This is a genomic window from Sagittula sp. SSi028 (assembly GCF_048553715.1).
GTDB lineage: Bacteria > Pseudomonadota > Alphaproteobacteria > Rhodobacterales > Rhodobacteraceae > Sagittula.
Window position 1 is genome coordinate 104186 of record NZ_JBLZNC010000007.1, and the last position, 20832, is coordinate 125017.

20 protein-coding genes, 1 tRNA gene and 1 pseudogene are annotated in these 20832 nt (G+C 61.4%); 16 read left to right on the forward strand and 6 right to left on the reverse strand.

From position 1 onward, the window contains the following. Position 1: 1 nt before the first annotated feature. A complete protein-coding gene (locus tag ACN5AZ_RS14315; protein ID WP_419429577.1) occupies positions 2-394 on the reverse strand; it encodes a hypothetical protein in 393 nt (130 codons plus the stop codon). A gap of 235 nt (positions 395-629) precedes the next feature. On the opposite strand from ACN5AZ_RS14315, the gene htpX reads away from it, so the two are divergent. Beyond that, the gene (htpX, locus tag ACN5AZ_RS14320; protein WP_419429578.1) at positions 630-1532 is read left to right on the forward strand and encodes a zinc metalloprotease HtpX; all 903 of its coding nucleotides are present in this window, start codon (positions 630-632) and stop codon (positions 1530-1532) included. On the opposite strand, the gene ACN5AZ_RS14325 is transcribed toward htpX, so the two are convergent. Further along, on the reverse strand, positions 1533-2546 hold the full coding sequence (locus tag ACN5AZ_RS14325; RefSeq protein ID WP_419429579.1) for a LacI family DNA-binding transcriptional regulator: 1014 nt from the start codon (positions 2544-2546) through the stop codon (positions 1533-1535). Positions 2547-2766: 220 nt separating this feature from the next. On the opposite strand from ACN5AZ_RS14325, the gene ACN5AZ_RS14330 reads away from it, so the two are divergent. The 5 genes from ACN5AZ_RS14330 (at position 2767) to ACN5AZ_RS14350 (ending at position 7998) form a co-directional block, all read left to right on the forward strand. Further along, positions 2767-4074 carry an extracellular solute-binding protein gene (locus ACN5AZ_RS14330; RefSeq protein ID WP_419429580.1) on the forward strand — a complete coding sequence of 436 codons (1308 nt, stop codon included), beginning with the start codon at positions 2767-2769 and terminating at the stop codon, positions 4072-4074. Positions 4075-4145: 71 nt separating this feature from the next. Next, on the forward strand, positions 4146-5027 hold the full coding sequence (locus tag ACN5AZ_RS14335) for an ABC transporter permease subunit (protein ID WP_419429581.1): 882 nt from the start codon (positions 4146-4148) through the stop codon (positions 5025-5027). An 82-nt stretch (positions 5028-5109) separates the two neighbouring features. Beyond that, entirely contained in the window at positions 5110-5946 is an 837-nt protein-coding gene (locus tag ACN5AZ_RS14340) for an ABC transporter permease subunit (protein WP_419429686.1), read from the forward strand. Between the two features lie 10 nt (positions 5947-5956). After that, positions 5957-7000, forward strand: a complete 1044-nt coding sequence (locus tag ACN5AZ_RS14345) for an ABC transporter ATP-binding protein (protein WP_419429582.1) — start codon at positions 5957-5959, stop codon at positions 6998-7000. After that, a complete protein-coding gene (locus ACN5AZ_RS14350) occupies positions 7000-7998 on the forward strand; it encodes an endonuclease/exonuclease/phosphatase family protein (protein WP_419429687.1) in 999 nt (332 codons plus the stop codon). The genes ACN5AZ_RS14345 and ACN5AZ_RS14350 overlap by 1 nt, the downstream gene beginning before the upstream one ends. Before the next feature lie 32 nt (positions 7999-8030). Here the strand turns inward: ACN5AZ_RS14350 and ACN5AZ_RS14355 are convergent, their stop codons facing one another. Continuing rightward, complete coding sequence (locus tag ACN5AZ_RS14355) at positions 8031-8765, reverse strand: class II aldolase/adducin family protein (protein ID WP_419429583.1); 735 nt, start codon at positions 8763-8765, stop codon at positions 8031-8033. Further along, on the reverse strand, positions 8762-9910 hold the full coding sequence (locus ACN5AZ_RS14360; RefSeq protein WP_419429584.1) for a TauD/TfdA family dioxygenase: 1149 nt from the start codon (positions 9908-9910) through the stop codon (positions 8762-8764). The genes ACN5AZ_RS14355 and ACN5AZ_RS14360 overlap by 4 nt, the downstream gene beginning before the upstream one ends. A 123-nt stretch (positions 9911-10033) precedes the next feature. Here ACN5AZ_RS14360 and ACN5AZ_RS14365 point away from each other — a divergent pair, with 123 nt between their 5' ends. Then, positions 10034-10918 (forward strand): LysR family transcriptional regulator, encoded by an 885-nt coding sequence (locus ACN5AZ_RS14365; protein WP_419429585.1) that lies wholly within the window; start codon positions 10034-10036, stop codon positions 10916-10918. Here the strand turns inward: ACN5AZ_RS14365 and ACN5AZ_RS14370 are convergent. After that, a complete protein-coding gene (locus ACN5AZ_RS14370) occupies positions 10915-11796 on the reverse strand; it encodes a LysR substrate-binding domain-containing protein (protein WP_419429586.1) in 882 nt (293 codons plus the stop codon). The genes ACN5AZ_RS14365 and ACN5AZ_RS14370 overlap by 4 nt on opposite strands. A 169-nt stretch (positions 11797-11965) precedes the next feature. Here ACN5AZ_RS14370 and ACN5AZ_RS14375 point away from each other — a divergent pair, with 169 nt between their 5' ends. From ACN5AZ_RS14375 to ACN5AZ_RS14385, 3 genes are read left to right on the forward strand one after another with little or no spacing between them, the layout of a single operon-like run. Continuing rightward, on the forward strand, positions 11966-13564 hold the full coding sequence (locus ACN5AZ_RS14375; protein WP_419429587.1) for a GMC family oxidoreductase: 1599 nt from the start codon (positions 11966-11968) through the stop codon (positions 13562-13564). 26 nt (positions 13565-13590) lie between these two features. Further along, a complete protein-coding gene (locus ACN5AZ_RS14380; RefSeq protein ID WP_419429588.1) occupies positions 13591-14799 on the forward strand; it encodes a mandelate racemase/muconate lactonizing enzyme family protein in 1209 nt (402 codons plus the stop codon). A 9-nt stretch (positions 14800-14808) separates the two neighbouring features. Further along, positions 14809-16251 carry an aldehyde dehydrogenase family protein gene (locus ACN5AZ_RS14385; protein WP_419429589.1) on the forward strand — a complete coding sequence of 481 codons (1443 nt, stop codon included), beginning with the start codon at positions 14809-14811 and terminating at the stop codon, positions 16249-16251. 79 nt (positions 16252-16330) lie between these two features. Here the strand turns inward: ACN5AZ_RS14385 and ACN5AZ_RS14390 are convergent, their stop codons facing one another. Next, positions 16331-17323: an NAD(P)-dependent oxidoreductase gene (locus tag ACN5AZ_RS14390; protein WP_419429590.1), complete on the reverse strand. Its 993-nt coding sequence runs from the start codon at positions 17321-17323 to the stop codon at positions 16331-16333. A 211-nt stretch (positions 17324-17534) separates the two neighbouring features. On the opposite strand from ACN5AZ_RS14390, the gene ACN5AZ_RS14395 reads away from it, so the two are divergent. The 6 genes and pseudogenes from ACN5AZ_RS14395 to ACN5AZ_RS14420 all read left to right on the forward strand — a co-directional run bounded on the left by ACN5AZ_RS14395 (position 17535) and on the right by ACN5AZ_RS14420 (position 20832). Then, positions 17535-18134: a heme NO-binding domain-containing protein gene (locus ACN5AZ_RS14395; protein ID WP_419429591.1), complete on the forward strand. Its 600-nt coding sequence runs from the start codon at positions 17535-17537 to the stop codon at positions 18132-18134. Beyond that, entirely contained in the window at positions 18131-19111 is a 981-nt protein-coding gene (locus ACN5AZ_RS14400) for a diguanylate cyclase domain-containing protein (RefSeq protein ID WP_419429592.1), read from the forward strand. Before ACN5AZ_RS14395 ends, ACN5AZ_RS14400 begins: the two co-directional genes overlap by 4 nt. A 76-nt stretch (positions 19112-19187) precedes the next feature. Continuing rightward, positions 19188-19262: transfer RNA gene (locus ACN5AZ_RS14405), tRNA-Gln, on the forward strand. A gap of 170 nt (positions 19263-19432) precedes the next feature. Continuing rightward, positions 19433-19588 (forward strand): annotated as a pseudogene (locus ACN5AZ_RS14410) (DUF6538 domain-containing protein); the annotation flags it as partial. A 21-nt stretch (positions 19589-19609) separates the two neighbouring features. Beyond that, complete coding sequence (locus ACN5AZ_RS14415; protein ID WP_419429693.1) at positions 19610-20182, forward strand: hypothetical protein; 573 nt, start codon at positions 19610-19612, stop codon at positions 20180-20182. Beyond that, entirely contained in the window at positions 20152-20832 is a 681-nt protein-coding gene (locus tag ACN5AZ_RS14420) for a hypothetical protein (protein ID WP_419429593.1), read from the forward strand. Before ACN5AZ_RS14415 ends, ACN5AZ_RS14420 begins: the two co-directional genes overlap by 31 nt.

Genomic DNA, 20832 nt, shown 5'->3' on the forward strand with positions numbered 1-20832 from the left:
GTCAGGCGGTGCGGCGCTGTGGTTCCTGCGCCAATGCGTTCTGGATGTGATCGGGCATGGCGGGTTTGTGGATCTGCGGCGCATCGCGGAATTCAGCCTGCAGGTTGCCTTCGCTCAGGTCGCCGGAGATAAACACCAGTCGGGTGCCGCGCGCGCGCAGGGCGCGGGCCAGCGGCCAGACTTGCTTGCGCCCGATATTAATGTCCAGAAGGGCCGCCTCGGGCGTGACGTCTTCGATCAGATCGAATGCCTGATCCAGATTGTGCGCGGGCCCGATGACCGTGCGACCGCTCTCTTCGACGCTCGCCGCCAGATCGAGCGCAATCAGCGCCTCGTCATCCAGCACCAAAACAGTGCCGGTTTCCATCTCTGGCGTGGTCGAAGTATTGCTCACAGTCTTTCCTTCCGTCACGGAGTACGCAGGATAAACAGCCGATTGCCGGGTTCGTTCCAGAGCATGGCGGGGAAATTCGGATAGTTGTGCGCATTTTATCACGCATAAGGGGTGTTTTTGCCAAAAAATGATCTGGCCGAAACATGCCTGCGCGATATTTTTAATGGCTCCCTGTCTTTGCCAAGCTGAGATCGTCCCCCATATATTTTGGCAAAGAGATTGCTGAGAGCGGGCTATGGGATACGTAAAGACCGGAATTTTGATGGCTGCCATGACGGCGTTGTTCATGGGCGTCGGGTATCTTCTGGGCGGCAGCGGCGGCGCGTTGATCGCGCTTGTGGTCGCTGCGGGCATGAACCTTTATGCATGGTACGGGTCTGACACGGCGGTGCTGCGGATGCACAACGCCCAGCCGGTGACGCGCGGCGACCGCTATGGGCTGACCGATATGGTGGCGCAATTGTCGGCCAATGCGCAGCTTCCGATGCCTGCGGTCTACATCATAAACGAGGCGCAGCCCAATGCCTTTGCCACTGGGCGCAATCCCGAAAACGCCGCCGTCGCGGTGACCACTGGCCTGATACAAACGCTCAGCCGCGAGGAGCTTGCAGGCGTTGTGGCGCATGAATTGGCGCATATTCAGAACCGCGACACGCTGATCATGACGATCACCGCCACCTTTGCCGGTGCGATCACGATGCTGGCCAATTTCGCCATGTTCTTTGGTGGGCGGGACAACCGGATGGGGTTGATCGGGACCTTGGCGATGATGTTCCTTGCGCCTTTCGCGGCGATGCTGGTGCAAATGGCGATCTCGCGCACCCGCGAATATGCGGCGGATAAGGCAGGGGCCGAGATATGTGGCAATCCGATGTGGCTTGCCTCAGCCTTGGAGCGGATTCAACAGGGGGCGGCGCGCATCGACAACGATGTGGCCGAACGCCATCCGGCTTCGGCGCATATGTTCATTATCAACCCGTTGCACGCCCACAAACGCGACAATCTGTTTGCGACCCACCCCGCGACCGAGAACCGGATTGCGGCGCTGCGACAGATGGCGGGGGCTACGGCACCGCGCAAACCACTGCGGCCAAGACCCACGCGGCAAAATCGCGGCGGCAACGGCCCGTGGGGGTGATCAATGCGTTCCGCGCAGAACAACCCTGGGGTGGGTGTGGCGCATCTCGGCGGGTTTGTCGGTTTGCGCGAGCCTGCGTTCCAGAAGATCCACGATATGTGAGACAGCCGCGTCAATCGGGTTGCGCACCGTGGTCAGGTTGAATGTCGGCCATTTCGCCATACCGATATCGTCGAACCCGATGACCGACAGGGCCTTGGGCACGTCGATCCCCATGTCGCGCGCGGCGGTCAGCGCACCAATCGCAGTGGCATCATTGGCGCAGATCAAGCCGTCAATCTGATGCGCCGCCAGCATTGTGCGGGCAGCAGAATACCCGCTGTCGACCGTGTAATCGCCATGGGAACAGGCCTGTAGGGAAAGCCCTGTGGTGTCGAGCGTTTCGGTCACACCGCGCAGCCGCTCGCCCGACGAATAAAATCCCGACGGCCCGCCGATAAACCCGATCCGGCGGCGGCCGCGCTCCAGCAACACTCGGGTGGCCTGCGCCGTGCCGTCGGCATTCAGGCAACAGACATTGTCCACATGGGCGGCGCTGATCGGTCGCCCCGAAGAGATCATGGGCACGCCCAGACGGGTGCATTGCGCGACAATGCCTTCGGTCATGCTGCCGCCGCGCAGGATCATGGCGTCCAGCGGATAGCGCAACAAAGCCTCCATTGCCGTCTTTGCGCCCTCGTCACTGCCGTCGATGAGAATCGGCCATTTGTTTAACGTGTTCAGTGCGCGCACCAGATGATTGGTGAATTCCGTGTCGTAGGTGCTGCGCATGTTGCCGACAAAAATGGCGACAAGCCCGCTTTGTCCCGCCTGTAATCCAGCGGCGAGGGCATTGGGCTGATACCCCAGTTCGGCGGCCACCTGTTTGATCCGCTTGCGCTTTTCCGCATCAAGATAAGATCCGTCCGTAAAGGCACGCGAGACGGCAGAGCGCGAAACGCCTGCGGCCTCGGCCACGGTTTTGGCGGTGACACGGCGGGGCCGTGACGGGGGAACGGGGCAATCGGAACTCATGGCGTAGCTGTCGCTGCATGACCCGCTTCTTGTCAAGAATGTTGGAAAACCGTCACGCAAGTGTCACGGACGCTCCGTATGTGAACACGTGTGCACATCTGTGCGACGTGAGAAGGACGGCCCAAGGGCGCGTTGTTCACATGCCGTTCAGGCAGTGCCTCAGACCGCATCAGCGGTTCGGGGAAAACGTCCCGAACAGGGCGAAAAACGGAGAGACGAGATGACACACCTCAAGCTTGCAACGGCCACGGCCGCGTTTGCATTCTCGGCGACCGCAGTGTTTGCCGAAACCGAAATCACGTGGTGGCATGCCATGGGCGGCGCCCTTGGCGAGACCGTCAACAAGATCGCCGAAGATTTCAACGCGTCGCAGGATGACTACACCATCACGCCCGTGTTCAAAGGCACCTACGAAGAGGCGCTGACCGCTGGCATCGCGGCCTTCCGCGCGGGCGAACAGCCCAACGTGCTGCAGGTGTTCGACGCCGGCGCGGCCACCGTGATCGGCGCGCAGGGCGCGACCGTTCCGGTGCAGGATCTGCTTGAGAGCAACGGTGTCGAGTTCGACATCAACGACTATATCTCGGGCGTGCGTTACTTCTACGCCGATGGCGAAGGAAAAATGATCGGCATGCCGTTCAACTCCTCCTCGCCGATCATGTACTACAACGTCGACGCGCTTGAAGCGGCTGGCGTGACCCCGCCGAAAACCTGGGAAGAGTTCCAGGAGACCACCGCACCTGCGTTGAAAGAAGCCGGATACACCGCGCTGGCGCAGTCGCACCTGCCGTGGATCTTTACCGAGAACTTCATGTCCCGCCATGATCTGCCGTTTGCCACGAACGACAACGGCTATGACGGCGCCGAAGGCACCGAGATCCTCGTGAACAACGACGCGATCAAGGCACACTTCGAGGCGGTCACCGACTGGCAGGAGCAGGGCTATTTCGAATGGTTCGGCACCGGCTGGGGCGACAACCAGACCCCGTTCGAAGAAGGCAAGGTCGCGATCTGGCTGGGTTCCTCCGGCTCCTTCGGCGGTCTGGCGAAAAAAGACCTGCCGTTTGAATTCTCCGCCACCTATCTGCCCTATTGGGAAGCGGTCACGACCGAGCCCAAGCAGACCTTCATCGGCGGTGCGGCCCTGTTCGCCATGGCGGGCAAGTCCGACGAGGAAAACAAGGCAACGGCTGCGTTCTTTGAATTCCTGACCAAGCCGGAAACCCAGGTGTTCTGGCACAAGGACACCGGCTACGTTCCGATCACCACTGCCGCCTACGACATGGCAAAGGCCGAAGGCTACTACGACGAGCAGCCCGCCGCCGAGGTTGGCATCCAGCAGCTGTCCCTGCCCGCAGGTGAGAACACCAAAGGCTACCGCATGGGCTTTTACGTCCAGATCCGTGACGTGATGAACCGCGAATACGGCCGCATCCTGACCGGTGAAACCTCGGTCGATGACGCATTCGCCAACATCGAAACCGAAGCGAACGCCCTGCTGGCCCGTTTCGCCAAGACCCAGAACTAAGCCACCCGCTGTTCTGACAGACAGGAACGGTCGCAGCACGCTGCGGCCGTTCTCCCCACTTCGGAGGTCTCATGAAACGCGCAGGTTTCACCACCCGATGGCTGCCGATCCTGCTGCTTTTGCCGCAGTTGATCATCATCGCTGTCTTCTTTTACTGGCCCGCCGCCCATGCGGTGCAGTCGTCCTTTTATCTCCAGGACCCGTTCGGGTTCGGATCAACCTTTGTTGGTCTGGACAACTACAAGGATCTCGCGGGGAATTCGGAATACTTGCGCATTGCCAAGTTTACAGTCGTCTTCTCGATCCTTGTGACGTTCTTTTCGCTGGCGCTGGCCTTGTTGCTGGCGGTCAAGGCGGACAAGGTTCTGCGTGGTGCCAAAACCTATCGCACCTTGTTGATGTGGGTCTATGCGGTCGCACCGCCGGTCGCCGGTTTCATCGGTGTGCTGATGTTCAACCAAAGCTGGGGCCCGCTGACCGAACTGGCGCGCTCCATCGGGTGGGATTTCAAACTTGGCGTGAATTTCAACGACACGGCCTTTGCGATGGTGCTGGTGTCGGTGTGGAAACAGGTGCCGGTGAATTTCATCTTCTTCCTGTCCGGCCTGCAGTCCATCCCGAAATCCGTGCGCGAGGCGGCGCTGATCGACAACGGATCTGCGGCGGGGCGGTTTTGGGATGTGACATTCCCACTGCTGGCACCGACGGGGTTCTTCTTGTTGATCATCAACATCACCTATTCGCTGTTCGACACCTTCGGCATCGTGGACACGCTGGTCAAAGGCGAGCCGGGCAACAACCCGATGACCCTTGTCTACAAGGTCTACGTCGACGGCTTCCGCGGCAACGATCTGGGCGGAAGCTCGGCGCAGTCGGTCGTGTTGATGGTCCTTGTCCTTGCGCTGACGGTCTTTCAGTTCCGGCTGATCGAACGCCGCATCCACTATACCTGAGGGGCGACAGATGTCCGAAGCAAACGCTGCGGCGCTGGCCGCAACCACTCTACAGCCCGCCAAGACCGTGCGCCGGTTCAAGATGGCCAATCTGCTGGATCATGGGATCTTGATCCTTGGCAGCCTGTTCATGCTGCTGCCGATCTACATCGTGCTGCAAACCACATCGACCACCGATCTGGAGACGATGAAAAACGGCCCCGGCCTGCTGCTGGGCGATCAACTGGACGAGAATTTCACCAAAGCCATGTTCGAAGCCTCTGGCTTTTCCGGTGAAAACACCGGCCTGTCGATGCTGAAAAACAGCATGATCCTCGGCATCGGTTTTGCGGTCGGCAAAATCGTGATCGGCATGATGGCGGCCTATGCGCTGGTCTATTTCCGGCTGCGGTTTGCCACCTTCGCGTTCTGGCTGATCTTTACCACGCTGCTGTTGCCGCTGGAGGTCCGCATTCTGCCGTCCTACGAGATCGCGCAGAAGCTGGGATTGCTTAATAGCTACACCGGCCTGATCGTGCCTTTGATCGCTTCGGCGACGGCCACGTTCTTCTTTCGCCAGTTCTTCCGCTCCATCCCCGAAGAGCTGGTCGAAGCCGCGCGCATAGACGGGGCAGGGCCGGTAAAGTTCTTTGTCGATATCCTTGTGCCGCTCAGCCAGACCATGATCGCGGCCATGTTTATCATCATGTTTGTGTACGGCTGGAACCAGTATCTCTGGCCGACGATGGTCACCACCGAAGAGCACATGTTCACCCTCGTGCGCGGGATCAAACAGATCACGCAGGTTCTGGAGGGCAACAACGTCCCCGAATACGGCCGCGCCAATATGCTGGCGCTGGTGGCGATCCTGCCGCCGGTTCTGGTCGTGCTTTTCTTCCAACGCTGGTTCGTCAAGGGCCTCACCGAGTCGGACAAATAAGGACAGCCCCATGGCACAAATGTCTCTGAACAACATTCGCAAGGTCTACCCCAACGGGTTCGAGGCCGTGACACCCACTTCGTTCTCTATCGAGGATGGCGAGTTTCTGGTTCTGGTCGGCCCGTCGGGTTGTGGGAAATCCACCCTGCTGCGCATGATCGCGGGGCTAGAGGACATCACCGAAGGCGAGCTGCGCATCGGTGATCGCGTGGTCAACCACGTCGACCCCGCCGATCGCGACATCGCGATGGTGTTCCAGAATTACGCGCTGTACCCGCATATGACGGTGCGCAAGAACATCGGCTACGGTCTGAAGAACCGCAAAATCGCTGCCGATGTGATCGAACAAAAGGTGCAGGAGGCAGCGAAAATGCTGAACCTCACCGACTATCTGGACCGCAAGCCGTCGCAGCTGTCCGGTGGGCAACGTCAGCGTGTGGCCATGGGCCGTGCGGTGGTGCGGGATCCGGCGCTGTTCTTGTTCGACGAGCCGCTGTCAAATCTCGACGCCAAGCTGCGCCATCAGATGCGGATCGAGATCAAAGCGCTGCAGCGGCGTCTTGGGGTGACGTCAGTCTATGTCACCCACGATCAGGTCGAGGCGATGACCATGGCCGACAAGATCATCGTGCTGAACGCCGGTAAGATCGAACAGATCGGCACCCCGTACGAGATCTATCACCATCCGGCGTCCACCTTTGTGGCCAGCTTCATGGGTGCGCCGCCGATGAACCTGCTGGATGCGCGCATTGAACAGGGTCAGGTGATGGTCAACGGCGGCACGGCTTTGGCCGCATCCGGGGCAGGGCAGGGGGCCATCACCATGGGCATCCGCCCCGAGGATGTATCGCTGGATGCGCAAGGGGCCGTGGCCTTTGACATCGACATCGTCGAGGAACTGGGCGCGCACCGGTTGTTGCACGGGCGTCTTGCGGATCAGGACTTTACCATTCACGTGGACAAGGAAACACAGGCCGCCCCCGGTCCTGCGCGGATCTCGCTGAAACAAGATGCGATCCGGCTGTTTGATCCGCAGACGGGGCGCGCGCTGTGATCAGCCAGACTGTCACGGCCTTGCCGCTGGTCGAGGACGAGATGCGCGCGCGCATCCTGTCCTCGCCAAAAACCGCCGCCGCGCATCGTGACCTGCTGGCCGAGGTGCCCGCCATGAACGCGGTCCAGCTTGGTGGCACCGCGCGCGCCACTGTGTTGCCCGCTGACCTTACGGTGGCGGCGTGGAATGTGGAACGCTGCTTGTTTCCCGAAGACACCGCCGCGCATCTGGCGGGCATTGCCCCTGACATCGTGTTGCTGTCAGAGGTCGATCACGGGATGGCGCGCACCAGCCAGCGCCACACCACCGAGGTCATGGCCGCAGAGTTGGGCATGACCTATGCCTTCGGGGTCGAGTTCCTCGAGCTCGACCTTGGTGGCCCGACAGAGCGGGAGTTCTGCTCGGATGATTTCAACGCGCGGGGCTGGCACGGGAATGCGATCCTGTCATCGGTGCCATTCGTGAAAACCGCCATGTTGCGGCTGAACGATCACGGGCATTGGTTTGCCGCCGATGAAGGGGCCGCAGATCCGCAGCAGCCGCGTCTGGGTGACCGGATGGCGCTGCTGGCTGTGGTGGATGGGGCAGGGGGTCCGCTGTGCGTGGTCTCGACCCATTTGGAAAGCAACGGCACGGCCGCGCACCGGCACGCGCAATTTGACCGGCTGCTGCAGGCCATTGACCGGTTCGCGCCGGATATGCCCGTGCTGATTGGCGGGGATCTGAACACCGGCAACCATTTGCCGCCGGATTTCGATTGGCGGCGCGAGACGCTTTTCGCATTGGCCGAACAGCAGGGCTATGACTGGGGCAATACTGCTGATGGCCCGACCACGCGCCCCAGCCTGATCACCCCGCACCCTGACCGCGTGATGAAGCTTGACTGGTTCGCAGCTAGGGGTCTGAGCGGCACGGCAAAGGGGGTTCTGTCATCGGTGGACGCAAATGGGCGTCCGCTGTCCGATCATGACTGCGTGTGGTGCAGTATTCGGATGTGAGGCATGGCGGCCCGCGATGGGCCGCCAGACCTTTAGCCAATAGGGGGCAAGGTGCTGCGCAGATAGGCGAAGTGCTTTTCCGCCATGCCGCGATAGGCGCGCCAGCCGTCAGCCGTGTCCTGTGCCACGCGGTCCGACAAAACCGCCAAGGGTTCATTGCTCGACCGTGCAAGGATCAGCGTCTGCGCTGCCTTTTCAAAGAAATACAGGTCCTCAAAGGCATCTGCCACGGTTTCGCCCACTATGGTGACACCGTGATTACCCATGACCAGAACCGACTTGTTGCCAAGCGTTTCGGCCAGCCGCTCGCCCTCTTCGGTCGCGTCCGCAATCCCGCCAAAGGCCAGATCATAGGCGGTGCGCCCGTAAAACCGCGCGGTGTTGTTGTCGATGGGAACCATGGTGGGGTTCTTCAGACAGGCCAGCGCGGTGGCGTAGGGCGTATGGGCGTGCAACACCACCCGCGCATCCGGCAGGCGGCGGTGCACAGTGCCATGCACACACCACGCCGATGCATCGGGCGCATTCGGCCCCTCGGCGGCGGATGGGTCGCGGCTGTCGAGCAGCAGCAGATCCTGCGGCGCGATGGTCGCGAAATGTTGCCACTTCGGGTTCAGCAGGAACTGATGCCCGTCGGCAGAGACTGCAGCGCTGAAATGGTTGCCGACGCTCTCGCTCCACCCCAGCATGTGGCAGATCCGAAAGGCGTCTGACAGGTCACGGCGCAGCGTGGTCTCTGTGTCGGTGGGGGTGACGGGGGCGTTCATGCCTTGAACCGTCCCTCGCTAACCAGCGCACGATAGGTCGACCGCATTTCAGAGCGATCCACATAGCAGCCGCGCAGATAACGGTCGCCGCTGGTGGCGGTGTAGGCTGCGCGCCCGTGCACGATGCGATGGTTGTCAAAGACCATGCATTCGCCGCCCTTCATCAAGAAGCGCATCATGAACTGTTCTTCCTGCAGCATCCGGCCAAAGCGGCAGAAGGCGGGGTAGTAGTCGTCCAACAGCTTCTGGTCGAGATCGAAGATATCCGCCATGTGCTGGCTGATCGTCAGGCCGGACACCTCGCCGTGCTGGTCGAGCTCGATCACATACTGGCGCGACCGCGCATCATAGGTGTCGTGTTCGCAGTAGAACGGGATCGCCACCTCGGAGAGCAGTTTGAACCCTTCGGGGTCACGCTCGCGGAAGGCATTGGCCACCGCCACGCCATCGGCATAGAGGCTTTCACCGCCATCAACCGTGTTCGCGCGGCAGTGCAGGAACTGGATGCCGGGGGCGAATTCCTCGGCCGGAGTGTCTGTGTGCAGTTCCAGCGCGCCTGCGGTGTAGGCGGTGTTGGTCGGGTTGATATGGGTGCGCACATCGAAATAGGTGCCAAAGAACGTGGGCCGGACAAAGCCCATCAGCTCGGCGGTCTGGGTCAGCCCCTCGTCGCTGTCGGGCATGTCGGTCACGATGGTGAACCCGTGCACCAGCATGGCTTCGATCCATTTGGCGCGCGTCGCATCGTCAGACACCAGCTCGGGCTGCGAGAAACGCGGAACGGACGGATAATGGTCGCCAAACCATGCCTTGCGCGGCAGATCGGACGGATCGTGGCGACGCTTGCCACCGGCAAAGGTTTCCAGCCAGTCCAGCGGCATCTGCGTGACGTGGTCCTCATGCGCCCAGATGATTTCCAGTGCGTCGCCTTTGACCTCGGCGGCTTTGGCGACGGGCGCGGTGTCGAGGTGGAAGATATCAAAGCTGCGTTCGCGCGTGGTCGCGTTGAACGAGGTGGGGCAGTTGTCGCGCAGCCAGTAGTAGTTGAAATAGTGGGTCTGCCCATCACGCAAGGTGACGTTCAGGCCGCTGTCGGTGAAGGAGGCAACCGATCCGGGGGTCTGCATCGGGCTGAGATCGTTCATCTGTCTATCTCCACAAGGGACGAGGGATTGCTGTTTCTGCCATGCAGCATTTCACGAAGCCGGGGCTTGACGACAGATCGATTCATGTGATGCTTACTTAACCGATAGCTTATGTTGTGAGACATGGACCATTTTCCCCCTCTGCGCCTGCTGGTCACCTTCGAGGCGCTGTCGCGCCACGGTTCCATGCGAGAGGCCGCCGCGCGTTTGAACGTGACCCAGCCTGCGGTCAGTCAGGCGCTGCGCGCGTTGGAGGATCATGTTGGCGTGCCGCTGTTGGATCGTTCGACGCGGCCCACGCGATTGACCGAAGCGGGCGAGCTTTTGGCCCGCGCGGTGCGCGAGGGGCTGGGACGGATCAGCGCCACGCTTGAGGACATCCGCGCGCTGCATGCCAGCGGCGAGCGTCAGGTCACGGTCTCCTGCACGCTGGGCATGGCGACCTACTGGCTGATGCCGCGGCTGCCGGAATTCTACGCCGCCCATCCGGAGGTGACGGTCAACGTGCAGGCCCCCGCCACCGATCTGCCGGTGATGACGCCGGGGGTAGACGTGGCTTTGCGCTATGGCAGCGGCGGGTGGCGCGAGGGGCGGTCCGAGAAACTGTTCGACGAGGAAATCTGCCCCGTGGGTGCGCCTGCCTTGGTGGAACGGCTGCTGGCCGAAGGCACCGGGCTGGACCGGGCGCATCTGATCCACGTGCGCAGCCCGCACAACCAGCATTGGGCGGGGTGGGAGGACTATTTTCAGGCGCGTGATATTTCCCGCCCCAAGGGCGGCGGGCAGGTGTTCAACAATTACGTGCAGGCCGCGCAGGCGGTCTATGACGGGCGGGGGCTGATGCTGGGCTGGCAATCCATCACCGCACGCGCCGAGCGTGAAGGCGCGTTACAGCGCTGGCCCGACGGGGCGATCAGCCTTGGCACCGCCTACTATGTCACCACACCCACGGTGCCGTCGCAGGACACGCGCAGTTTCACCGACTGGCTCAAGACGCAGGCCGTCTAGATATGCTGCGCGCAGAGCCAGTCGACGAAGGTTTTTACATCCCGCCTGCCGCGCAGATCATCGCGTTCGACCAGCGTGAAATTGGCCGCCATGGGCAGGGTCAGGTCATAGGGGGCGACCAGTCGCCCGGCTTCCAGATCACGGCGGGCAAAGCTGCGCGAGATGATGGCGCAGCCTTGGCCCGCTGACAGTATCTGTAGCGCGATGACCGAGGAATCGGCCTTCAGCCAGTAGTCGATGCGCGTATCGTCAAAGCCGCATTGCACGAACAGCCTGTCCCAATCATGCTCTGACCCGACGATCTGGACGATGTCCGCCGCGGCAAGGCTTTGCGCATCGGGTGTCGATCCCAGCCGTTCCGCATAATCGGGATGACAGACGATGGTGGCGCCTTGGACGGTCAGCGGGTGGATGCGGTGTTCGGGCCAGTCGGTCTCGCCATAGCGAATGTCGAGATCGATGCCTTCGCCGTCGATGCGATCGGACCAGACGGCGGTGGACAGCTCGACGTCGATGTCTGGATGGGCCTGCGTGAAATCGCGCAACAAGGGCGCAAGGATCAGCGCCGCAAAAGAGATCGAACAGCGCACACGCACGATGGATTTGCTGGGCAGGCTGAACAGCCCGTCGGTGGCGATCTGCATGTCCTGAAAGGATTTTCGCACCGGCGCCGCATAGGCCAGCCCCACATCCGTCAGGTGCACGCCCTTGGCCTTGCGGGTGAACAGTTGCACACCGAGGTGCTGTTCGAGCAGGCGGATCTGCTGGCTGACCGCAGCGGGGGTCAGGTTCAACTCGCCTGCGGCGGCGCTGAACGAACTGTGGCGGGCGGCGGCCTCGAAGGACCGCAACCAGGTGACATGGGGCAGCCTGCGCATGGAGACCTCTTTGGCGTTGCCGCGCAATCATGGGCAAGCGCGCAGGCGGGTGCAAGCGCGATTGGGTAACCTGTCTTGGGTCTTTGCGGTCATAACCGTTGTTTGAGCCTTGCTGCCCCAAAGGGTCATTTGTGACCCCGAAAGCACGAGACAGCAGGCGACAAGACAAATGGCCGAAACATATGACTATGTGATCGTGGGTGCGGGCTCGGCAGGCTGCGTTCTGGCCGAACGTCTGTCCGCGTCGGGGCGTTTTAGTGTGCTCGTGCTCGAAGCGGGCGGCAGCGATCGCCGGTTCTGGATCAAGGTGCCGGTGGGCTATGCCATCACGCACCGCGACCCTGCGCTCAACTGGGGTGATCACACGCAAGCCGATGCGGCGTTGCAGGGGCGCAGCGGCTTCTGGCCGCGCGGCAAGGTTGTTGGCGGCTCCGGCTCGATCAACGCGATGGCCTATGTGCGCGGTCTGCCGCAGGATTTCGACGATTGGCAGGCGGCGGGCGCCGAAGGCTGGAACTGGCAGGCGGTGCGCGAGACCTATGACCGGATCGAGACGCAATCGGATGCGGAGACCCCCGGCGGGCCGGTCTGGGTGCAGGATCTGAGCGACCAGATGCACCCGTTTTCGCGCCGTTTTCTGGAGGCTGCCCGTGATGCGGGGTTTGCCACGCCGCACAACATGAACGGTGAAGGGGCCGAAGGGATCACCCCCTACCGCAGTACGGTGCGTCGCGGCGTGCGCTGGTCCTCGGCGGATGCGTTTCTGCGGCCTGCGCTGAAACGGGACAAGGTCCGCCTGATCAATCGCGCCCATGTCACGGGGCTGAATTTTGACGGGCGGCGGGTGACCGGCCTGAGCTATGAGCGCAAAGGCGTGCCCCATCAGGTTTATGCGCGCCAAGAGGTCATCCTGAGCGCGGGGGCCATCAATTCGCCGCAGATCTTGCAGATGTCCGGGGTCGGCCCGGCCAGCCTGCTGCGTGATCTGGGGATCGAGGTGCGCCACGATCTGCCCCATGTGGGGGCCAACCTGCAGGACCATCTGGCGGTTTCCTACCAGTTCCGCGCCACGACGCCCACGTTGAACAATGTGTTGGGGCGCCAAATACCACGCATGTTGGCAGGGCTGCGCTATCTGGCGACGCGACGCGGGCCGCTGGCGGTGCCGGTGAACCAGATGGGCGGCTTTGTCCGCAGCCACGACGGGGCTGCTGCGCCGGACATGCAGTTGTTCTGCAATCCTGCGTCTTACGATATCTCTGCGCGCGGCGAGGTTGTTCTGGACCGCACGCCGGGCTATCTGTTGTCGGCTCAACCGTGCCGGCCAACGTCGCGCGGGTCGGTCATGATCCGCAGCGCTGATCCTTACACGCGGCCCGCAATCGATGCCAATTCGCTGGCGACAGAACAGGACCGCGCGGCGGCGGTGCGCGGTGTGAAACTCCTGCGGCGGCTGGCGGACAGCGCCACGCTGCAGGCGGTGACGCGCGACTGCAAAACACCGGGGTTTGCGGATATGGACGACGACGCATTGCTAGAGGACTTCCGCGCCCGGTCATCGACCGTGTTCCACCCGACCTGCACCTGCCGGATGGGCCGGGATGCCAGCGGTTCGGTCATTGACGGGCGTATGCGCGTGCATGGGCTGGCGGGCGTGCGCGTGGTCGATGCCTCGGCCTTTCCGAATATCACGTCAGGCAATACCAATGCGCCCACGATGATGCTGGCGCTGCGGGCGGCTGATCTGATCCTTCAGGATGCATCCTGAGACACCAATCTAGAAAGGAGGAGCTGATGCGCCTCGAAAAACTGGAAACCTTTGTTGTCGGCAACCCGCCGCCGCGCCACGGCGGGCGGTATTTCATCTTTGTCCGGCTGACCACGGCCTGCGGCATCACCGGCGTGGGCGAGATCTACAACGCCACCTTTGGCCCTGACGTCTGCTGCGCCATGGCGCATGACATGTTCGGGCGACATTTTGACGGCACAGACCCGCAGCGGATCGAATGGCTGTTCCGGCAGGTTTACGGTGCGGGCTTCACCCATCGTCCCGATGTCAGCGTCATGGGCGTGTTCAGCGCGCTGGAAATGGCCTGCTGGGACATTCTCGGCAAGGCGGCCGACAAACCGGTAGCGGATCTGCTGGGCGGTCCGGTGCATGACCGGCTGCGCAGCTACTCCTACATCTACCCCGCCGACGGCGACGTCTACCCCGACCCCGACCAGCCCAACGCCTATAACGATGCCCATATCGCGGCGGAAATCGCAGCCAATATGGTCGATCAGGGCTTTACCGCGCTGAAATTCGACCCCGCCGGTCCCTATAGCGTCTTCGACGGCCACCAGCCACGGCTGGAGGATATCTCGCTCAGCGTGGCTTTCTGCCGCGAGATCCGCGCCGCCGTAGGCGACCGCGCCGATCTGTTGTTTGGCACCCATGGCCAGTTCACGGTCAGCGGCGCGCGGCGTATGGCCCGCGCGCTGGAGCCCTTTGACCCGCTGTGGTTCGAGGAACCCGTGCCGCCCGAAAGCCCGGAGGCCATGGCAGAGGTGGCGCGCTTTACCTCTATCCCCGTGGCGGCGGGTGAACGGCTGTGCACCAAATATGAATTCGCACGCCTGCTGGACACCGGGGCCGCGTCGATCCTGCAGATGAACCTTGGCCGTGTCGGTGGCCTCTGGGAGGCGAAAAAGATCGCCGCCATGGCGGAGGTCAAACAGGCGCAGGTTGCCCCGCATCTGTACTGCGGCCCGATTGTGGCTGCGGCGAATATCCAGCTTGCGGCGAGCACGCCGAACTTCCTTGTGCTGGAAAGCATCGGCACCTTTGATGGCCCCTACATGAAGGGCGTCAAAGGCGAGATCACTTGGGAAGACGGCTACATCATCCCGTCGCGCGCGCCGGGTCTGGGGTTGGAGCTGGATGACGCGGCGATTGCGGCCATGCCCTACACCGATAATGAGCTGCACCTGACCATGACGAAAACCCACGTAACCCCGTAAGAGGCACAGATGAAAAATCTCGAAAAATTCTATATCGGCGGACAATGGGTTGCGCCCGCAAAGGCGCGCAGCATGCCGATCCTGACCCCCGCCACCGGCGCGCAGATCGGCAGCGTGGCCCTTGGGTCCGAGGCGGATGTCGACGCGGCAGTGGCTGCAGCCACGCGCGCATTTGCCAGCTATAGCCAGACCAGCAAGGGCGAACGTCTGTCCTTGCTCAAACGGCTGGCGGATCAGACCCGAAACCGGATGGAGGATCTGGCGCAGGCGATGACGTTGGAGATGGGCGCCCCGATCACCATGTCGCGCGCCGATCAGGCCGCCGCCGGTCTGGGCCATCTCGAGGCTTTCATCACAGCCTTCGAGGCGCATGAGGCCGAAGAGACCCTGCCCAACGGGGATATCGTCAGCTATGAACCTATCGGCGTCTGCGGGTTGATCACCCCGTGGAACTGGCCGATCAACCAGATCGCGTTGAAGGTGGTTCCGGCGCTGGCCGTGGGCTGTACCTGCGTGCTCAAACCCTCTGAGCATACGCCGCTGTCTGCACAGATCTATGCCGAGATGATCCACGACGCGGGCTTCCCTGCGGGTGTGTTCAACTTGGTCTACGGCGATGGCCCATCGGTCGGCTCGGCGCTCTCGCGCCACGAGGATGTGGCGATGATGTCCTTTACCGGATCGACCCGCGCGGGCAGCGCGGTGTCGCGCGATGCCGCTGCAACGGTCAAACGCGTCACGCTGGAACTGGGCGGGAAATCCCCCAACGTGATTTTTGCCGATGCGGATGTCGACGCCCGCGTGGCCGAAGGCGTGACCGAGTGTTTCTACAACACGGGCCAGTCCTGCAATGCGCCGACACGGATGCTGGTGGAGCGGGACGCCTATGACCGCGCATTGGAGGTTGCCCGCGCGACGGCAGAGGCGCAGGCCGTTGGCGATCCTGCCGCAGAGGGTGACCATCTTGGGCCGCTTTTTGACGAGATCCAGTACGAGCGTGTGCAGGCGATGATCCAGACAGGGATCGACGAGCAGACGCCGCTGCTGACCGGTGGCTTGGGCCTGCCTGACGGCTTGCCCGAACATCTGCAAACCGGATGGTTTGTGCGGCCCACGATCTTTTTCGACGTCACGCCGGAGATGACCCTGTGGAAAGAGGAGATCTTTGGCCCGGTTCTGGTCATGACCCCCTTCGACACCGAAGAAGAGGCGATCGCGCTGGCCAATGACACGCCCTACGGTCTGGATGCCTTTGTTTCGACCGGGGATGAGGCGCGTGCCACGCGGATGGCGCGGGCAATGCGCGCAGGCGGGATTCACATCAACGGTCGCGCCGCTGATTATGGATCACCCTTTGGCGGGTTCAAGCAATCCGGCAACGGGCGCGAGGGTGGCCGTTTCGGTCTGGAAGATTACCTAGAGGTTAAGGTGCGCCCGCCGTTCACAAAGTAACGGCAGGCGGTTTCTGCGATGCAGAAAGGGCGCGAGGGATAATCACCCTCGCGCCCTTTTTTGGTCGTGCCTTTGTGGCTTATTCCGCCGGTTCCTGCGCGGCCAGCAAGGTGGCCAAAGGTGCGGAGAGACCGGTCGGGATCACCTCGTAACCCGGTTCCTCGGGTTCGTCGTCGGTCATTTCCGCAGGGAAACCCGGTGCGGTGATCGACAGGCCGGTGGCTTCTTCGAGACGTTTGATGATGTTCGGCGACAGTTCGCGATCACCGAAGCGTGCGATCCCGTCGTTGAAGATGTCCACCATCAGCGGGCTGATTTCCAAGGGCACATTGTTCATCTCGGCAATTTTCTGGAACAGGCCGATGTCCTTTTTCACCAGATCCATGGTGAAGGAGATATCGCGCGACCCGTTCAGGATGACCTGGCTTTCGGTTTCATGCACAAAGGACGTGCCGGAGGAGATCTTCATCGCCTCGTAGGTCGTGTTCATGTCCATGCCCGCAGCCTTCATGGTGACCAAAGCCTCGCAGCAGGTCAGAAGGTTCGCGGTCGCCAGATAGTTTGTCATCACCTTCAGGATCGACGCGCTGCCGATCTCTCCACAATGCAGGACGCGGCGGCCCAGCGTTGTCAGCGTGGGCAGCATGCGTTCAAATGTCGCCCGGTCACAGCCCGCAAAGATCGAGATATTGCCGGTGTCGGCGCGGTGACAGCCGCCGGACACGGGGCATTCCATGGCCGAGCCGCCTTTGGCGATAACCAGTTCCGACAGGCGTTTGATTTCGCCCGCATCGGTTGTCGACATTTCCATCCAGATTTTGGTGTTATCGACGGCGGGCAGCATTTCCTCGACCACAGCGGCAGAGGCCGCAGGGGAGGGCAGGCAGGTGATGACCGCATCGCAATCCTGCATCAACGCCAGCGGGCCGGTGGTGGATTTCGCACCGCGCGCGACAAATGTTGCCACCAACGCGGGGTTGAGGTCATGCACCGTCAGGTCAAACCCGTTGCGCAGCAGGCTGCCCGCCAGTTTACCACCAACATTCCCAAGCCCGACAAAGCCGATTTTCATGAGGATCGCTCCTTAAATATCCGTTTCGCGTATGGTGACGCAAACAGCCTGCGGCGCAAAGCAAAGCCTTTTCACCCTATGGGGTCAGGTGTGTTGCGGCTCTTAACAGCTGTCGGGAAAATACCGAGAATGCGAAAGGCTCAAATTGTAGATGTTATGGGGCCATTAAGGCGTGAGCGCTCTAATGGGCTCAACCCACGGAGCGATGACAATGCATGGCCTGATCCTTAAAACCTTTCAGGTTTTTGTGCAGGATACTTATGGAACGGAGGCATGGACATCCGTTGCCCAAGCGGCGGACCTCGAATTTGCTGAGTTCGAGGCGATGCTTAGCTATGCACCGGACGTATATGATACGCTGATTGCCGCCACAGAACAGGTCATGCACAAGCCGCGAGAGGTTTTTCTGGAGGATGTAGGGACCTATCTGGTGTCGCATCCAAACAGCGAAGGATTGCGTCGCCTGCTGCGTTTCGGCGGTGTCGATTACATCGAATTCCTGCATTCCCTAGACGATCTGCCGGATCGTGCACGCCTTGTGGTCGCAGACCTGCCTTTGCCGGATTTACAGCTGCACGATGACGGGAAAAACCAGTTCAGGCTGGTCGTCGGCGCGGGTTTGGCCGGGTTCGGCTACGTCATGGTCGGTGTGTTGCGGGCTTTGGCCGATGACTACGGCGCTTTGGTGATGCTCGATACCGCGCCCCCCCGCGACAGCGGTCACCAAGTGGTGGACATCAGCCTGTTTGAAACCGCCTTTTCCGAAGGCCGTGAATTCGCTCTGGCGTCCGGAGGGGAGGATTCCAGATGACCCTAGCCGATGAGATGTTGCACACGCTTTGCCCCTTGCATGCGGTTATCAATCATAGCGGTCATGTGCGTCAGGCGGGTCCGACATTGCATAAGCTGGTGAACGGACCGCTCGAAGGGCAGGTGTTTTTCGACCTGTTCTCCGTCTATCGCCCTCGTGTGATTGAATCCGTACCGGATTTGTTAAGGGCACAGGGTCGAAAATTATCCCTCAAATTGAATGGCCCCCCTGAGTTAGAGCTTAAGGCCGCTGTTGCGGCCACATCGGATGGCGGCGCAGTGATCAATTGCGGCTTCGGGATCGGGCTGCTGGATGCTGTCCGTCGTTATCAACTGACCAGCACAGATTTTGCGGCAACCGATCTGGCGATTGAAATGCTCTGGCTGATGGAGGCGAAATCGCTCGCCATTGACGCATCACGCAGCCTGAACACCCGCCTGCAGGACGCCGTGGTCCAAGCGGAAGAGCGCGCATTCACCGATACGTTGACGGGTCTGGGCAATCGCCGTGCGCTGGACGCGCAATTGGACCGGATCAGCCGTCAGGGCACGCCATTTTCACTGATGCACATCGATCTCGACCTGTTCAAACAGGTGAACGATACGCTGGGGCACGCGGCAGGGGACGCTGTCCTGCGCCATGCCGCCCGCATCATGGTGGATGAAACGCGCAAAGACGATCTGGTCGCCCGCGTCGGCGGAGATGAATTCATCATCGTGGTTCCGCATCTGGTGGGCCGAAACCGTTTGGCCGACCTCGCGCGGCTTCTGATCGCACGGATTGAGGAACCAGTGCCCTTTGCGGATCAAGTGGCGCAGATTTCTGCAAGCATCGGAATTGCCGTCTCTGAGGGGGGGCAAGTTGATCCCGAGGCCTTGATCGACGCGGCCGACACGGCTCTTTACGCCTCCAAACGTGCGGGCCGCGCACAGTTTAGTTTTTATGAAAGCGGGTTGGCGGTGACGTCGAAGGTATGAGTGAAAAAGTTTTGAAATTTTTAGCCAAAGAGGGGTTGCGCCCTCCCGAAACCCACAGTAGATACCCCGCCACGGTTGGGGTGTAGCCAAGTGGTAAGGCACCGGTTTTTGGTACCGCGCACCGTAGGTTCGAATCCTACCACCCCAGCCAAATTCACAAAAGTGCCAACGATATCAAAGCCCTTGCAGGGCAGAACCAGGCCTGTGTCACACCCCCCCGCGCGTGCTGTAACACATCCTGTAGCACACGCTGTGTCACACGGCCCTTCCCGGCGCCCGCGTCGCAGCTACGATTCCCACCTGTCCGTTCGCGGAATCGCCATGCCCTACCTCTCGAGGCGCGGCAGCATCTTCTACTTCCGAAAACGCCTCCCCCGAGCGCTCTCCGCGCCCGGATCAAACCCGTTTCTCTGTCTTTCTTTGCGAACCGATTTCCTCCTCGACGCCGTTAGACGCGCTTCCGTGCTCGTCCCGGCTCTTGAAGAGCGAGAAAGACAAATGATGAAAGACACCGGCCGCACGCACTTCTGCCCCGAGCTCTGCAAGTCCATCCTGCAAGAGTTTCTGCGCGCGGAACTGATCCGGCTGATCAAATTCGAAGAGCAGATCGCAAGGCAGGAAGAAGAGGCGCTGGAGGCGCGCCTTGACGCGCTGGAAGCGGAAAATCGGCAATTGCGCGCCGCTGCCCGCAAGGGCGACTGGACGGTTCTCCAGGAACCGCTGGAGCAGGCTGCTGCGCTGATGAAAGCTGAAGAGGCCGACAGTGCGGTCCCCGCGCTTGGCCGAAAGGCTGCGGCGCTCAAACGGCAAGTGAACGACGTCGAAGCCATCGCCTTCTTCGGCGATGTGCCGATCACCGCTGTCACGAAAGAAAGACAGAGAGAATTCTTCGCGTGGATGAGCCGGTTGCCGAAGATTCATGGCAAAGGTCATGGACGGAACCGTTACACGAGCAAATCGCGCGCGCAGACCAGAAAGATGCTGCGATCATCGAGGCGCTGCGGGGCACCACCAAAATTTCGCGCGCAGAAAAGCGCGCTGTGCTGGCTGAGAAGCTCACACCGCGTCTGACGTTGACGACCCTGCGCCGTGATCGCGATGCCTTGAACAGGATGTTCAAGGCGGCCGTGGAACTTGGCGTTCCGAAGGTCGACGCGCTGACGTACAAGGACGTCGATCGCGTGCTGCACTGCGAAGTACCCGACGACGATCTCTACGTACGGGTCACGAAAGCGAAATCACGCAAGCCATGGTCGCAAGAGCGTCTGGCGGCGCTGCTGACCTCACCGCTCTACACTGGCTCGGCCTCCAAGCATCGGCGCTGGCAGCGCGGGAAAGTGGTCACGCGGGACGCAGTCTATTGGGTGCCGCTGTTCGTCATGTCGCTCGGCACGCGGATCGAAGAAATCCTGTTTTTGAAGCGGAAGGATATTCTGTTCCGTAACGGGGTCTTCTGCGTCTCGATCAATTCGACGGCCGACAGCCCGGGCAAGACAACAGATGCAAAACGTATCCTGCCGCTGCCGCAAGTCATGCTGGACTTGGGGTTCGTCGACTGGTGGAAGTCGCTGCCGGACAGCCATGGGGTACTGCTGTTCCCGGAGGTCGCGCGCAGAACAGAGTCCGGCGACGTGTCCAGCGCCTTTGGCAAGAGCCTGTCGCGCATTCTGAACCATCTCGATTTGAACCGCTCCGGGTTTGCCGGAGGCTCCAACTCTTGA